The organism is Aggregicoccus sp. 17bor-14, from assembly GCF_009659535.1.
GTDB lineage: Bacteria > Myxococcota > Myxococcia > Myxococcales > Myxococcaceae > Aggregicoccus.
Genome location: NZ_VJZZ01000006.1, coordinates 23,454 through 37,206, shown reverse-complemented (window position 1 = coordinate 37,206; position 13,753 = coordinate 23,454). Strand labels below are relative to the sequence as shown.

Annotated in this window: 9 protein-coding genes; 4 read left to right on the top strand and 5 right to left on the bottom strand. The window is 74.3% G+C overall.

The window, feature by feature from the left end:
- Positions 1-155 precede the first annotated feature (155 nt).
- Both FGE12_RS12895 and FGE12_RS12890 read left to right on the top strand, forming a co-directional pair.
- Positions 156-593 (top strand): antitoxin Xre/MbcA/ParS toxin-binding domain-containing protein, encoded by a 438-nt coding sequence (locus tag FGE12_RS12895; protein WP_153866759.1) that lies wholly within the window; start codon positions 156-158, stop codon positions 591-593.
- Complete coding sequence (locus tag FGE12_RS12890; RefSeq protein WP_153866758.1) at positions 593-1,066, top strand: RES family NAD+ phosphorylase; 474 nt, start codon at positions 593-595, stop codon at positions 1,064-1,066. The genes FGE12_RS12895 and FGE12_RS12890 overlap by 1 nt, the downstream gene beginning before the upstream one ends.
- Positions 1,067-1,568: 502 nt before the next feature.
- Here FGE12_RS12890 and FGE12_RS12885 read toward each other — a convergent pair.
- Positions 1,569-2,633, bottom strand: coding sequence for a transposase (locus FGE12_RS12885; RefSeq protein WP_194797838.1), 1,065 nt, complete (start codon positions 2,631-2,633; stop codon positions 1,569-1,571).
- 182 nt (positions 2,634-2,815) lie between these two features.
- Positions 2,816-6,724 carry a DEAD/DEAH box helicase gene (locus FGE12_RS12880; RefSeq protein ID WP_153866756.1) on the bottom strand — a complete coding sequence of 1,303 codons (3,909 nt, stop codon included), beginning with the start codon at positions 6,722-6,724 and terminating at the stop codon, positions 2,816-2,818.
- 164 nt (positions 6,725-6,888) lie between these two features.
- Here FGE12_RS12880 and FGE12_RS12875 point away from each other — a divergent pair, with 164 nt between their 5' ends.
- Positions 6,889-7,497: a LemA family protein gene (locus FGE12_RS12875; protein ID WP_153866755.1), complete on the top strand. Its 609-nt coding sequence runs from the start codon at positions 6,889-6,891 to the stop codon at positions 7,495-7,497.
- The gene (locus FGE12_RS12870; protein WP_153866754.1) at positions 7,497-8,609 is read left to right on the top strand and encodes a YgcG family protein; all 1,113 of its coding nucleotides are present in this window, start codon (positions 7,497-7,499) and stop codon (positions 8,607-8,609) included. Before FGE12_RS12875 ends, FGE12_RS12870 begins: the two co-directional genes overlap by 1 nt.
- A 52-nt stretch (positions 8,610-8,661) precedes the next feature.
- Here FGE12_RS12870 and FGE12_RS30930 read toward each other — a convergent pair whose 3' ends face one another.
- From FGE12_RS30930 to FGE12_RS12855, 3 genes are all read right to left on the bottom strand, one after another.
- Positions 8,662-10,020: a tail fiber domain-containing protein gene (locus FGE12_RS30930; RefSeq protein ID WP_153866753.1), complete on the bottom strand. Its 1,359-nt coding sequence runs from the start codon at positions 10,018-10,020 to the stop codon at positions 8,662-8,664.
- 298 nt (positions 10,021-10,318) lie between these two features.
- Positions 10,319-12,493 (bottom strand): S9 family peptidase, encoded by a 2,175-nt coding sequence (locus FGE12_RS12860; protein WP_153866752.1) that lies wholly within the window; start codon positions 12,491-12,493, stop codon positions 10,319-10,321.
- 9 nt (positions 12,494-12,502) lie between these two features.
- Positions 12,503-13,753 carry a trans-acting enoyl reductase family protein gene (locus FGE12_RS12855; RefSeq protein WP_153866751.1) on the bottom strand — a complete coding sequence of 417 codons (1,251 nt, stop codon included), beginning with the start codon at positions 13,751-13,753 and terminating at the stop codon, positions 12,503-12,505.

Genomic DNA, 13,753 nt, shown 5'->3' with positions numbered 1-13,753 from the left:
CTCACCTGCATCCGTTGGCCAAGCAGGCAAGCAGGCAGCCCCATTCGCGAGCCTCTGGCCAGAAGAAGACCCGGACGTAGCGCTGCGCCCGACGACTCCTTGGCAAATTGCCAAATGGCCATTATGTTTTGGCCACTGGTTCGGGAGGACAAGGCATGGCGCCGATGGATTCGCTGACGAAGCTGCTGGGGGGCCGCACGGTGCTGGGCACCACCCTCAAGAACGAGGATGACCTCGTGGAGCTGGTGCGTGAGGGCCTCCCCTACGCCTCGCTCGAGCGCGTGGCGGACGGCCTGCAGCTCACGCTGGACGAGGCGGCGGACTCGTTGCGCCTGCCGCGCCGCTCGCTCAGCCGCCGCAAGGAGAAGGGCGAGAAGCTCAACCCCCAGGAGTCGGAGCGCGCGCTGCGGCTCGCGCGCCTCGCCGTGCGGGCCGAGGAGGTGCTCGGCGACATGGAGAAGGTCTACCGCTGGCTGCGCAAGCCCAACCGAGCCCTGGGCGGCAAGCCGCCCCTCTCCATGCTGGATGTGGACGTGGGCGCAGCGCAGGTGGAGCACGTGCTCGGCCGCATCCAGTACGGCGTCTACAGCTGATGCTGCTCTGGCGCCTCGTCCCTGAGCGCTGGGCGGACACCGCCTTCACCGGCGAGGGCGCCCGACTGTACGGCGGCCGCTGGAACAGCGCCGGCACGCCCCTGGTGTACCTCTCCTCCGCGCTCTCGCTCGCGGCGCTCGAGGTGCTGGTGCACGCAGACGTGGAGGACCTGCCGAGCCGGTTTGCGGCGTGCTCCGTGGAGGTGCCCGCGGCCGTCGCGGGCGCCATCGAGACGGTGGACCCCGAGACGCTCTCCAAGGACTGGCGGGCCGTCAGCGCGCCGCCCGAGCTCCGGGCCTTTGGCAACGCCTGGGTGCGGGAGGCCCGCTCCGCCCTGCTGGCCATGCCCTCCGTCATCATCCCCGAGGAGCAGAACTTCCTGCTCAACCCCGCCCACGCGGACTTCAAGAAGCTCGAGGTGCGGCCCTCGCGGGCCTTCTTCTTCGACCCGCGGCTCTACGCTGCGGACTGAGAAGCCCACGCCACTGGCACTGGAAGGGGCGGCGCGCGCTGCCCCTCCCAGGAGACAGGATACTGGGGCGACTGCGCAGAGCGCCGCGCCTCCTTCGGTTCCATCAAGTCTGCCGCATCGAGCTGCGTGCCGCGTCCATTGTCGTGGAATCGCAATGATGCCTCCTTGCAGCCCTCATGTCCGCAGGCGTCGAGCTCACGACTCGCCCGCAGCCAGGAGCCCTTTGTGACGTGATTGATGTCGTGGGCGTCGAACTTGGCGAAGTCCATTACCCAATCGATGTCGTTGCCGTGACTGGCTTGGCGCATAGGAGGAACAGCCCGCGTTTCTCGCGCAGCGTCTCGCCGCGCGCGTGTCCGTTGAGCCCTCCCCAACCGTGGAAGTCCCCACCTCGAGGCCCCCGCGCGGCGTCCTCGGCCAGGTGGCCGGCGCACCTCGGGCCTCGAGCGCCCCCTGCACGCCCACGCCCCTTCCCCGTCCCGCTCCGAGTCTGCGCGCTGCCCTACTCCCACCCCGGCGGGCCCTGCGCCGCCGCCAGTGGCGCCACCCCCGTCGCCTCGCCTACGTGAGCGAGGATGGCCCGCACGACAGGGGGGTGCGTCAGGTAGGCGAGCACGCGGCGCTTGCCCCCGCAGCGCGTGCACCGGAAGACGTCGAGCGCGAAGGTGCGCTGCAGCAACCCTGCCCAGTCCAGGCGCGGCGTCCGCGCGCGCGAGGCTGCCGCGACCGGCTTCACGTGCACTGCGGCGGCGGCCTCACCCGAGGCAGCCAGTGCTGAAGCGGGCACCGGCGCCACGGCAGCCCGCAGCCTCGCCCCTGGCGCGAACACGCCATGAAAGCGCACCAGGTTGCTGCGCGGCGGCGGCACCAGCGCCGTCAGCTTGCGCAAGAGCTCCAGCCCCGTGAAGTGCAGGTGCGTGCGGCCCCCGGGCAGCACCCGCTTCATCCGGTACGCGATGCGGCCGTCGGGTGCGCGCTCGAAGCGCTCCAGGGCCAAGGGGCCCCGGGCCCCGTAGCGACACAGGCGCGCGAGGCCTTCCCGGTCGTTCGGGTGCAGGTGGGTGTTGGCATGCAGGCTGAAGCCTTCGAAGAAGGCGCAGCGGGGCTGCTGGCGGGGAGGGGCGCGCACGTCGAGGCGCAACAACGCCAGCTGTCCGCGCAACGAGTGGGCCCGGTAGCGTTCCAGCGAATCGTCCTCCGCTTCTGCCTCCAGCACCCCGCGCGCAGCCAGCAGCGCCAGCACCCGGCGGCGCACCCGCGCGAGAAGCCGCTCCACCTCCGGCTGCGTAGGCGGCGGCAAAGGGACGAAGGCTCCCTCCTGAGTGAAAACTCCGTCGGGCACCAGCGCGTGATTGCAGGAGGGACACACGCCGCGCCCCTTGCAGCTGAAGGCCACCTGCAGCTCGTCACCGCACGCTTCGCACCGCACGCGCGCGAAGCCGTTTGCCAGCTGGCCACAGTCCAGGTAGCGCGTGAAGTCGCGCTGCACGTAGCGCGGCAGGCCGCGGCCCACTGCGTCTGCCTCGCTGATGAGCGTGGCGAGATTCTCGCGCACGGCGGCGTACAACGCCGAGCCCTCCGGTTGCCTTCTCCGGTACCTGCGCCCGCACTCCGCCCCCTTCGCCTGCGTCTCCCCTCCACCCATTCCCGCCCGGCTCCCGGGCGAGACGCTACCGGGCATGGCTGACGGGGCGCTGCGGGCCTGCACGAGAGACGGCGCCTGCGCCCGGGCCGCCCTTCTCGCGGGGGCTAGTGGAGGGTATCTCTGGGCGCTTTCGAGGCGGCAGCGGGCATGGCGGCGGGCTCGTCCCTTTCCGCTCCCGTGAAGCGCAGCAGCGCGAGGAGCTGCTCGCCCGTGAGGGCCGCAGCGCCGTCTGCGCCGGCCAGCAGGCTCTGCGCGAGCTCGCGCTTCTCCGCGTGCAGCTGCACGATCGCCTCCTCGATCGTGCCCTGGCTCACCAGCCGGCTCACCGTCACCGGCTTGTCCTGCCCGATGCGGTGCGCGCGGTCCGTGGCCTGGTCCTCCACCGCCGGGTTCCACCAGGGGTCCAGGTGGATGACGTGGTCCGCCGCCGTGAGGTTCAGCCCCGTGCCGCCCGCCTTGAGGCTGATGAGGAACAGCTCCGCCCTCCCCGCCTGGAACGCGTCCACCCGCGCCGCGCGCTCCGCGGGCGGCGTGCTCCCGTCCAGGTAGAGGTAGCCCACCCCCGCCTCGTCCAGCGCCTCGCGCACCAGCGCGAGGTGGCGCGTGAACTGGCTGAAGACGAGCGCCCGGTGCCCCTCCGCGCGCAGCTCCTGCACCAGCTCCATGAAGCGCGTGAGCTTGCTGCTGGGCACCTCGCTCCTCGGGTCCCCGAGCCGCGGGTGGCACGCGAGCAGCCGCAGCTTCGTCAGCGCCGCGAGCACCTCGATGCGCATCTCCGGCGCGCTCGCGCGCCCTCCCAGCTGCGCGAGCGCAAGCTTGCGCGACTCGTCGTACAGCCGCCGCTCCGCCGGCGTGAGCGCCACCGTCACCACCACCTCGGTGCGCGCGGGCAGCTCGCGCGCCACCTGCCCCTTCGTGCGCCGCAGCAGGAAGGGGCGCAGGACCGCCGCGAGCGCCGCGCGCCGCGCACCGTCTCCGTCGCGCTCGATGGGCGTGGCGAAGCGCCCGCGGAACACGTCCCGGCTGCCCAGCAGCCCCGGGAACAGCAGCGCGAAGAGGCTCCACAGCTCGCTCAGCCGGTTCTCCACCGGCGTGCCCGTGAGCGCCACGCGCGCGTCCGCCTGCAGCTGGCGCAGCGCCCGCGCGCGCTGCGTGTCCGGGTTCTTCATCGCCTGCGCCTCGTCCACCACCAGCGTGCTCCACTGCACGCCCGCGAGCCGCGCCACGTCGTTGGCCACGAGGCCGTAGCTCACCACCACCACGTCCCCCGGCCCCAGGCCCACGAGCAGCGCCCCGCGCGAGGACTCGCGGTAGGCGTGCAGCGTGAGGCCCGGCGCGAAGCGCGCCGCCTCGCGCTCCCAGTTGAAGCAGACGCTGGTGGGCGCCACCACCAGCGCGGGGCCGCGGGATGCTCGGTGCAAGAGCAGCGCGAGCGCCTGCAGCGTCTTGCCCAGGCCCATGTCGTCCGCGAGCGCCGCGCCCGCGCCCCACTCGGTGAGCCGCGCCATCCACACGAAGCCCTCGCGCTGGTAGTCGCGCAGCTCCGCCCGCAGCCCCTCGGGCACGGGCACCTCGAGCGTGCGCGAGCGCGCGATGCGCTCGCTGAGCTTGCGCCAGTCCGGCGGCGCCGCCACCTGCGCGCCCGCGGCCGCGAAGGCCTCGAGCAAGGGCGCTGCGGCCACCGAAAGCTGCAGCCCGCTGCGCGTCGGGTGCGCGAGGTCCGCGAGGGCGCCGAGCTGCTCGCGCAGGCTCTGGGTGAGGCGCATGAAGCGCCCCTTTCCGAGCGGCACGAAGTGCGCCTGCGTGCGCGCCGCCTCCAGCAGCTGCTCCAGCGTGAGCTTCGTGCCGTCCACCTCCAGCGCGCCGCCCACGCCGAACCAGTCGCGCTGCTTGCGCACCTCCACCTTGAGGCTCGCCCACGAAGGAGCCGCCACCACCCGCAGCTCCTCCTCGGGCCACTCCACGCGCAAGGTGGGGGACAAGAGCCCCTGCAGCCGCTCGAGCACGGAGAGCGCCTCGGTGGGGTCCTCGAAGAGCAGCGCCCAGTCCGCCCCCTCCACCTTCACCCCCAGCCGCGCGCACAGCGCGTGCGCCTCCGCGCGCTCGGCCTCCAGGTCTCTGCGGGTGACGAGCCGCTCGCCCTCGCGCGTGGCGCGCACCTGCACCGCGCCCTCGCCGGGAGGGAAAAGAGGCGCCTCGGGCAGGGGCTCCACGCGCAGCACGCCGGTGAGGCCGCCCGCGCCCGTGGGCTGCAGCCGCACCACCTGCGTGCCGGCGGGCGGCACGCTGCGGCCCTCCAGCGCCTGCGGCAGGGCGAGCGGAAACGCGCTCTCCAGCGCCTCCAGCCGGTCGAGCACCGGGCGCAGCGCCTCGGCCGGCAGGCGCGCGCCGTAGTCGCGCAAGGCCTCCAGCACGCTGCCCGCGGCGGGAGCGGCCTGGATGAGCGTCAGGCGCGGGAGCTGAGGCTCCAGGTGCACCCAGGGCCAGCCGCGCGGGGCGCGCTCGCGCGCGAGCAAGAGCGCATCCAGCTCCACCGACTGCCCGCCCACCGCGGGCGCGACGCGCAGGCGGCCTCCCTCCTCGTCCACGAAGGAGAGCCCCAGCGGCAGCTCGCGCACCTCGAGCGGCGCCTCCAGGCGCTCGGAGAGGAAGAGGCGGGGGCTGCCCGCGAGACAGCGCAGCAGCCGCAGCACGATGCGCCGCTCGTCCTCGCCGTACGCGCTCTGGCTCAGCAGGCGCAGCTCCAGCGCCTCGCGCTCGCGGGGGCTGCGCGCCGCCTCCAGCGCCACGTCGTGGTCGCGCGCCGTGAGGCGGCTTCCCGCGGAGAGGCCTCCGCCCTTGCGCGGTCGGTGCAGGTAGGGCTCGAGCCGGGGCACCCCGCCCTCGAAGCCCTCCAGCCGCCACGTCACCTCGTGCCCACCGCCGGCGCGCGCGGGCGCCCCGTGCGCCGCGGCCTCGAGCGCGCCCAGCAGCTGCGTCCAGGGCCGCTCCACCAGCGCCTCGGCGAGGCTCGCGTTGCGCCCCGCGCGCGCCGGCTCCGCGAGGTCGCGCAGCGCCGCATCGAGCGCGCTGAGCGCGTGCACGCAGGAGGGGGCCAGGCCGGGCGTGCAGGTGCAGCTGAGCGCGGGGCTGCCCTCCATCAGCGCGGGCAGCCGCACCACCACCTCCACCGGCACGGGCAGCCGGGTGCGCCCCGGGGTGAGGGCCCACAGCGTCTCGCGCAGGCGAAAGCGCGGCGGCCGCTCGTTCCACTCCCGCTGGGCGGGCTCGCTTCCTTCCGCCCGGGGGCTCGCGCTCTCGCGCAGGCGCGCCCGCAGCTCGCGCAGCCGCTCGGCGAGGGGCAGGAGGCGCGCGTCGGTGGGCGCCTGGCGACCCCGGGCCCCCTCCTCCTCCAGCCCGCGGCGCACGCGCGCCGCCTCCTCCTCGAGCCAGTCCCAGGCGCAGGCGTGGAGCCGCTCGAGCAGCGCGCCCTCCACGGGCCCGAGGAAGTCCGCCACCCGGCCCGCCGCCGCGTCCGCGACGGAGGCCGCGCGCGGCAGCAGGTACTGCAGCCGGTCCAGGGCGCGCGAGCCCAGCGCCTGCGCGAGCACCCGGATGCTGGTGTCGCGCGCGTGCACCACGCCGTGCAGCGCGAGCCACGCCTCCGTCGCCTCCTCGGTGCTGGGGCGGGGCTCGGGCGCGGGGCCCCGGCGGCGCGGCGCGTGCGCAGGCGCCTCCGCCTGGGCCTCGAGCTGCACGAGCCACGCGAGCCCGAGCGCCACCGCGTGCTTGCACAGCCCGCCGGCCTGGGCCGCGGGGCACTCGCACAGCCCCTGCAGCCCCTCCTCGTCCGCCCCCAGGTGCACCTGGTAGCGCCGCGTGCCCACCACCTCGCCGCGCAGGCCCGAGGGCTCCACCGCGAGCCGCGCGACTCGGCCCTCGCCCGCGTAGTCCTGCCCACGCGCGTACGTGGCGGCGCCCGCGGCGTCGCGCAGCGCGTCCGGCCGCAGCCAGGTGGCGAGGTGCTGATTCATCGGGAAGCGGACTCTCTGCAGGAGCGGGCGCGCCGGCGCAACCTCCAAAGCAGGGTGTGAGCCGCTCGGCCGCCTGGCCGCATCCGCCTTGACTGCGCCGCGGGCTGCTTATTGTCCCTGCATCACGCGGTCCTTACCTTGAAGTTCCTATGCACGAGAGCCCTATGCGCCCCTCTTCCCTTCGCAGAGCCCTGGTGGTGCCGGTGCTGGTCGCCCTCGGTGTGGCGCTGCTGCCCGGCTGTCAGAAGTACGACGTCCTCATCGAGAAGGACCAGGTGTGCGAGCAGCGCTGGGCGGACCTCGAGGCCCAGCTGCAGCGGCGCGCGGACCTCATCCCCAACCTGGTGAACACCGTGAAGGCGGCGGCCGCCTCGGAGAAGGACATCCTCACCGGGGTGCTCGAGGCGCGCGCCAAGGCGACGAGCATCCAGCTGAGCGGCGAGGACCTGCAGGACCCCGCCAAGGTGGCCGCGTTCCAGAAGGCCCAGGAGGGGCTGACCAGCGCGCTGAGCCGCCTGCTGGTGGTGCAGGAGAAGTACCCCGAGCTCAAGAGCAACGAGAACTTCCGCGGCCTGCAGGTGCAGCTGGAGGGCACCGAGAACCGCATCCTGCGCTCGCGCGAGCAGTACAACGCGGCCGTCGCCGACTACAACGCGGAGCTCGGCAAGATTGGCGGCGCGGTGGTGAAGCGCGCCACGGGCGGCACCTTCAAGCCCCGCCAGTACTTCCGCGCCAGCCCCGAGTCCCAGGCCGCCCCCAAGGTGAACTTCTGATGGCCCTCGCGGCGGCAGCCCGGCGGCACGCGCGCCCCGCGGCGGCCGCCGCCCTCTCCTGCGCGCTGCTCCTGGGCGCCGCGAGCGCGCAGGCGCAGAACCAGTCCTCGCTGCAGCCCCTGCCCCCGGCCCGGCGTCCCGAGACGCAGGCGCCGCGCAGCCCTGCAGCGCCCCCCGCCTCCGCAGGCCCCGACGAGGCACCGCCCTCGCCGCGCAGCAGCGGTGGCGCGCAGCAGGCCCCTGACGACGGGCGCAAGGACGACGCGCGCCCGGGTGCCACGCCCGCGACGGACTCGCCCCCGGCCGAGACCCCGGCCGCGCGCGGCGGCCCCGCGGCCCTTCCGCAGGACGACGAGGCGGCGCGCCCCTCGAGCGGCCCCTATCGCCCGCCGCCCCTGCAGGGCTACGTCACGGACACGGCCGGCGTGCTGAGCGCCGAGGAGCGCGCGACGCTGAACCAGCGCCTCAACGCGCTGGACCGGCAGAGCGACTTCAAGGTCGCCGTCTTCGTCGTGGACACGCTGGGCGGCGAGACCATCGAGGACGTGGCCTACGCGGCCTTCAACACCTGGAAGATCGGCAGCGCCGGCAAGGACAACGGCGCGCTGCTGGTCATCGCGCCGCGCGAGCGCCGGGTGCGCATCGAGACGGGCAAGGGCGTGGGCGGTGAGCTCACCGACCTGCAGACCTTCGACATCCTGCAGAAGTACGTGAAGCCCGCGCTGAAGGAGAACCGCTACTACGACGCCGTGGCGGACGGCACCAACGCCATGGCCATCGCCGTGACCGGCCAGCCGCTGCCGGGCGCCGCGCCCCTGCCCGCGCGCCCCACCTCGCGCGAGCCCTCGGGCGACACGGGCTTCGGCGGCGTGGGCTGCCTCATGGCCGCCTTCTTCGCCTTCTTCCTCTTCAACATGTTCCGCGGCGGAGGCGGCGGGCGCCGGCGCCGGCGCGGCATCATGTTCTTCCCGCCCTTCTTCGGCGGCGGAGGTGGCTGGGGCGGCGGAGGCGGCGGCTGGGGTGGAGGCGGCGGAGGCGGCTGGGGCGGTGGCGGTGGCAGCCCCGGCGGCGGTGGCAGCTCCGGCGGCGGCGGCTCCAGCGACAGCTACTGAAGCTCCGGGCCGCAGCGCAGCAGGCTGCGGGCCGTCCCCTTTCGCCCGCCCTCTAGCGCTTCTGGCGCGCGAGCTCCTGCTCGATGCGGCCCAGCTGGCGCTTGAGCAGCTCCACCTCCTGCTGAAGCGTCTGCACCTGGCGGGTGCTCGCCTGCAGCTCCTCGGTGCGCTTCTCCAGCGCCTGGATGGCGACCATGTTGATGCCGTCGATGTCCAGGCTGTTGATGGTGCGGTCGTTCAGGCCGAGGCCGAAGGCCGCGTGGAAGTCCTGCGCCATCGGGCCCACGTGCCGCGGCTGCTGCTCCTCGGCCTTGTAGACCCAGGTCTGCAGCGGAATCTTCGAGAGCTTCGCGAGCACCTGCTCACCGTCCACCGGCTGGAAGGCCGTCTTCGCATTGCGGTCGGAGAGCACGTTCCACGAGGAGCCGCCGGGGTTCAGGCTGACGCCCGTGGTGAGGCCCGAGTTGGTGAAGAGCCGCACGCCGCCCGCCGCGCGGATGGCGAACTGGTTGCTCGCCGTCACCAGGTTCGAGGGCACGGTCGTGGTGGACCCGTCGCCCCAGGCGAAGGCGCCGTCGAACCCGTTGGTGCTCACGCGGTTGCCGAGCGCGACGCCGTAGGCACCGTCTGCCGTCACACGGTAGCCGAGCGCCGCCGAGCCCATGCCGCTGGCCGTGGTGTTGTAGCCCAGGGCCGTCGCATAGGCGCCGGAGGCCAGGTTGTAGTAGCCGAAGGCGAGGCTGTAGTTCGCCGAGGCCCGCGTGTTGAAGCCGCCCGCCCACGAGTAGAAGCCCACGTTCGCGTCGTCCCAGTGCCCGAGGTTGCCGTCCACGCCGCCGGCGCGGAACGCGGCCTTGAAGGGGTGCCACATCATCCGCGTGCCATCGCCCGAGGCAGGGATGAAGCCGATGCCCAGCTGGCCGATTGCGGCGAGGCCGCTCGCGTTGTCCACGCGCAGCACGTCGGTGATCGGGTAGCCGGGCTGCGAGGGCGCGCGCAGCTGGAGCAGCGTCGTCGCGTTGTAGAGCCCGTCGTTGTTCGTCTGCACCCGGACGCGATCGCCCGCCGTGAAGGTGCCACCCACGGCACCTGAGCCGCTCACGTTGAAGCTCGAGTCCGCCTGCTGGACGGTCCCGTTGCGGATGTACTGGGTCACGTTGGGCGCGAGGCAGTCCGCCACGGTGCAGCTGCCGTCCGCGTCCTTGTCCTCGCTGCCCACGTCACAGGCGTGGTTCGTGTTGAGGTCCCAGCAGGCGAAGCCCGGCTCGCCGTGGCAGAGGTACTGGGTGAGGGCTGGGTTGATCTCACCGGGGTCCAGCTGCATGTCCCCGTCGATGTCCGGTCCGAACTCCAGCTTCGTGCCGCCGAAGGTGCAGTGCGCCCCTGCGGGCTCGGAGGAGTTGAGCGTCACCACCGGTGCGCCGGAAGGACCCGCAGGGCCCGGCGCGCCCGTGGCCCCCGGCGAGCCCGTGGCCCCCGGTGCGCCCGGCGCTCCAGGAGTGCCCGGCGCGCCCGCCTCGCCCTCCGCGCCACAGCCCACTGCCAGGAGGAGCGCGGCACCCAGCGCCGCAGGAAGGCTCCACCCACCGCTTCGATTCACCCCGTGATGCATGCTGTCCCCGTCGGCCCTCGGGGGCCGGCTGCCAATGTCGAGCGCGCGACACTAGCAGCCTCGGGGTGCGGGCCGCGAATGGGCCCCCGCCGGGCGCCTACAGGCTCTCGTGGAAGTGGCGCATCGTGCGCTCCCAGCGCCGCTCCACCGAGAGCGGGTCCACGGGCATGTGCGTGGAGCCCGAGAGCGTGAGCAGCGAGAAGGGCTTGCCCGCGCGCAAGAGCGCGTCGCACAGCCGCAGCGTGTGGCCGAGGAAGACGTTGTCGTCCGCGGTGCCGTGGATGAGCAGCAGCTTGCCCATGGGGCCGGGGGCGCTCGCCGCGGGGAGCAGCGAGTTGCGCGCGTAGGCCTCGGGGTGCTCCTGCGGCAGCCCGAGGAAACGCTCGGTGAGGTGCGAGTCGTAGTCGCGCCAGTCCACCACCGGCGCGCCCGCCACCGCGGCGCGGAAGACGTCCGGGCGCTCGAGCACCGCCATCGCGGCCATGTAGCCGCCGTTGCTCCAGCCCTCGATGCCCACGCGCGCGAGGTCCAGCTCCGGTACCTGCGCGGCGAGCGCGCGCAGCGCCTCCACCTGCTCGTCCAGCCGGCCCACGAAGTCGTACTTCAGCGCGCGCTCCCACGCGCGGCCGCGAAACCACGTGCCCCGCCCGTCGATGCTGACGACGAGGTAGCCCTGGTCCGCCATCCACTGCGAGTCGAGGTGCAAGGTCATCCCCTGCTGCACGAGCGGGTGCGCGGCGCCGTAGATGCGCACGATGACCGGCAGCTTCACGCCGGGCTTCGCCGCGCGCGGGCGCACGAGCGAGGTCCAGTACCCCGCCTTGCCCACCTGCCGCACCTCGAGGCGCGGCGTGAAGGGCGGCTCCTTCGCCACCGAGGGCAGCTCGCCTGAAGTCGTGCCGTCCGCGCGCAGCACCCGCGTGCGGCGCAGGTGCGTGGGGCTCTCGCTCGTGAGCACCACCACCCGTCCGTCCGGCGTGACGGTGGCGCTCTCGAGCGCGGGCGTCTCCTGGCTCACGCGCTCGGGCGCCCCGCCCCGCACGCTGCGCCAGAGGTAGCGCTCGGTGGGGTTGGGGCCGCCGAGGAAGTACAGCGTGTCCTCCGCCTCCACGTAGCGCACCAGCGCGCGAAAGCCCGCCCCCGGCGCCACCCGCGAGCGCAGGAGCCGCCCGTCCGCACTGCGCAGCTCCAGCTCCGTGTCGCCGTTGCGCTCGGTCTGCCAGAGGAAGCCCGTGCCGTCCTCGCGCCAGAGGGGGAAGTCCTGGTCCAGGTTCACCCAGGCCGGGTCCCTCTCGGTGAGCAGCGTGCGCGTCGCGCCGGTGCGCGGGTCCGCCGCGAGCAGCAGCTCCTCCGTCTGGGCGCGGTTCTGCACCAGCAGCGTGAGCGGCCCCCGCTCGGGCCAGCGCACCGTGGCGAGGTAGGGGTAGCGCTCCAGGTCCCAGCGCACCTCGCGCGGGCTTCCGCCGGTGGCCTGCGCGACGAAGAGGCGCACCCGCGCGTTGGGCGTGCCGGGCCGCGGGTAGGGCACGCGCTCCGGGGCGCGCTCGGGGTGGGCGGGGTCCGCGAGCGCGAGCTTCTCCACGCCGCGCGTGTCGCTCTCGGTGAAGGCGAGCTGGCGCGCGTCCGGGCTCCACCAGTAGCCGGTGAAGCGCCCCATCTCCTCCATCGCCACGAACTCCGCGAGCCCGTGCGTGCGCTCGGGCGTGCCCCCGCGGCTCACCCGGTGCTCGCGCCCGGTGCGCAGGTCCAGCTGGTACAGGTCGCTCCCGCGCACGTAGGCCACGTGCTCGCCGTCCGCGGAGAGGCGCGGGTCGATGCCGCCGGCCGCCGCCTTCAGCTCGCGCACCTGCCCGCTCGCGCGCTCGAGCAGGAAGAGGCGCCCGGAGAGCGTGAGCAGCACGCGCCGCCCGTCCTTCGAGAGCGCGAAGGTGGTGAAGCCGCGCGCGCCCACCCGCATCCGCTCGCGCCGCGCCGCCTCCTCGCGGCTGAGGGTCTCGCCCACGCCGCCCAGCACGCCTTCCGGGGTGAGCAGCTCCCTCGCCTGTCCGCTCGCCACGTCGAAGGCCCAGAGCGAGAGCGCGCTGGAGGTGGGGCTGCTGCGCAGGAAGAGCACGGTGCCGCCGTCCGGCGTGGGCGTGGACGCAATGGGCCGGCCGGCCGTGTAGCGGCGGGTCTCGGTGAGCTCGCGCAGGAAGGAGGTCGGAGCGCCCTGCGGCTGGGCGAGAGCGGGGAGCCCCAGGAGCACGGCGGCAGCGAGGACGAGGCGGGTCATCGCCCGACTCTAGCCAGGGAGCGTCTCCACGCTGAAGGTCATGCCCGCGCGCCGCAGCCGCTCCACCAGCGTCATCCCCAGGGCCGTGCCCACGGTGTGCACGCCGCCCGCGGCGGGCAGCGCGTCCTGCGCGAGGCAGAGCGCGCTCTCGGAGAGCATCACCGCGGTGGCTGCGTAGCCGGGGTCCCCGCGGCTCGCGACCTTTCCCGCGAGCCGCACCTGCTCGCCGGTGCGCGCCGAGCGCCCCTCACCGCGCAGGTGCGCCTCGAAGAAGCCGCGCTCGCGCTGCTCGGGGCTGGGCCCCTGCCCCGCCGCGGGCAGCCGCTTCTGCACGAGCTTGCGCAGGGGCTTCACCGACACCGCGCCCACGAAGGCGCCGAGGCCCGCGGACATCGCGCTCGCGCGCGCGAGGCCCCGCGGCCCCGGCCCGAAGGCCTGCACCTCCGAGTAGCGGAAGCCCTCGCCCCAGGGAAAGCCGAGCAGCGCGTTCGTGCGGCGCACGCCACGGGTGTTCACGCTCGCCATCACGAAGGGGCCCGTCCAGCTGCCCAGCTCCTCGCTGTAGCGCACGCCGAGCTGGTCGCTGCCGTCGGGGCCGCGGCGCTTCGGGTCCGGGTCCAGGCCGTAGGGGTTGCCCAGCACGCGGCGCACGCTGCGGTCCTTCGTGGCCTCGTCGAGCGCGTTGAGCATGCTCGCCACCGTGCCGCCACTCGCGCCGCCGCGCATGCGCCCCATGTAGAAGCGCACCGCGTCCAGGTGGCCGCCGTGCTCGGCGCGCATGTGCTCCTGCAGCATCAGCGTGCCCAGGACGGAAGGGATGGAGTCGAAGCCGCACGCGTGCACGATGCGCGCGCCGGTGCGCTGCGCCTCCGCGTGGTGCTGGTCGATCATCCGCCGCATCCACTGCACCTCGCCGGTGAGGTCGCAGTAGTCCGTGCCCGCGCGCACGCACGCCGCCACCAGCGCGCTGCCGTACAGCGCGTAGGGCCCCACGGTGGAGCAGACCACGCGCGTGCGCGAGGCGAGCGCATCGAGCGACGCCGCGTCCTGCGCGTCCGCGAGGAGCAGCGGCAGCTGGGCGCAGGCGGGGTCGATGCGGGAGAGCCCCTCGCGCACCCGCTCCAGCTTCGCGCGGTCGCGGCCCGCGAGCGCCCAGCGCGCGCCGTGCTTGCCGCGCGCGAGCGCCTCCGCCACGAGCTGGCCGGTGAAGCCGGTGGCACCCCACAACACGACGTCGAGCTCGGCAGAGGACCTGGGCAT

Excerpts from the sequence above, each read along its gene's own strand:
- FGE12_RS12875 (WP_153866755.1), top strand. The coding sequence starts at position 6,889 with ATGCGCCCCTCTTCCCTTCGCAGAGCCCTGGTGGTGCCGGTGCTGGTC.
- FGE12_RS12860 (WP_153866752.1), bottom strand. The coding sequence starts at position 12,493 with ATGACCCGCCTCGTCCTCGCTGCCGCCGTGCTCCTGGGGCTCCCCGCT.
- FGE12_RS12895 (WP_153866759.1), top strand. The coding sequence starts at position 156 with ATGGCGCCGATGGATTCGCTGACGAAGCTGCTGGGGGGCCGCACGGTG.
- FGE12_RS12870 (WP_153866754.1), top strand. The coding sequence starts at position 7,497 with ATGGCCCTCGCGGCGGCAGCCCGGCGGCACGCGCGCCCCGCGGCGGCC.
- FGE12_RS12855 (WP_153866751.1), bottom strand. The coding sequence starts at position 13,753 with ATGCCCAGGTCCTCTGCCGAGCTCGACGTCGTGTTGTGGGGTGCCACC.
- FGE12_RS12880 (WP_153866756.1), bottom strand. The coding sequence starts at position 6,724 with ATGAATCAGCACCTCGCCACCTGGCTGCGGCCGGACGCGCTGCGCGAC.
- FGE12_RS12890 (WP_153866758.1), top strand. The coding sequence starts at position 593 with ATGCTGCTCTGGCGCCTCGTCCCTGAGCGCTGGGCGGACACCGCCTTC.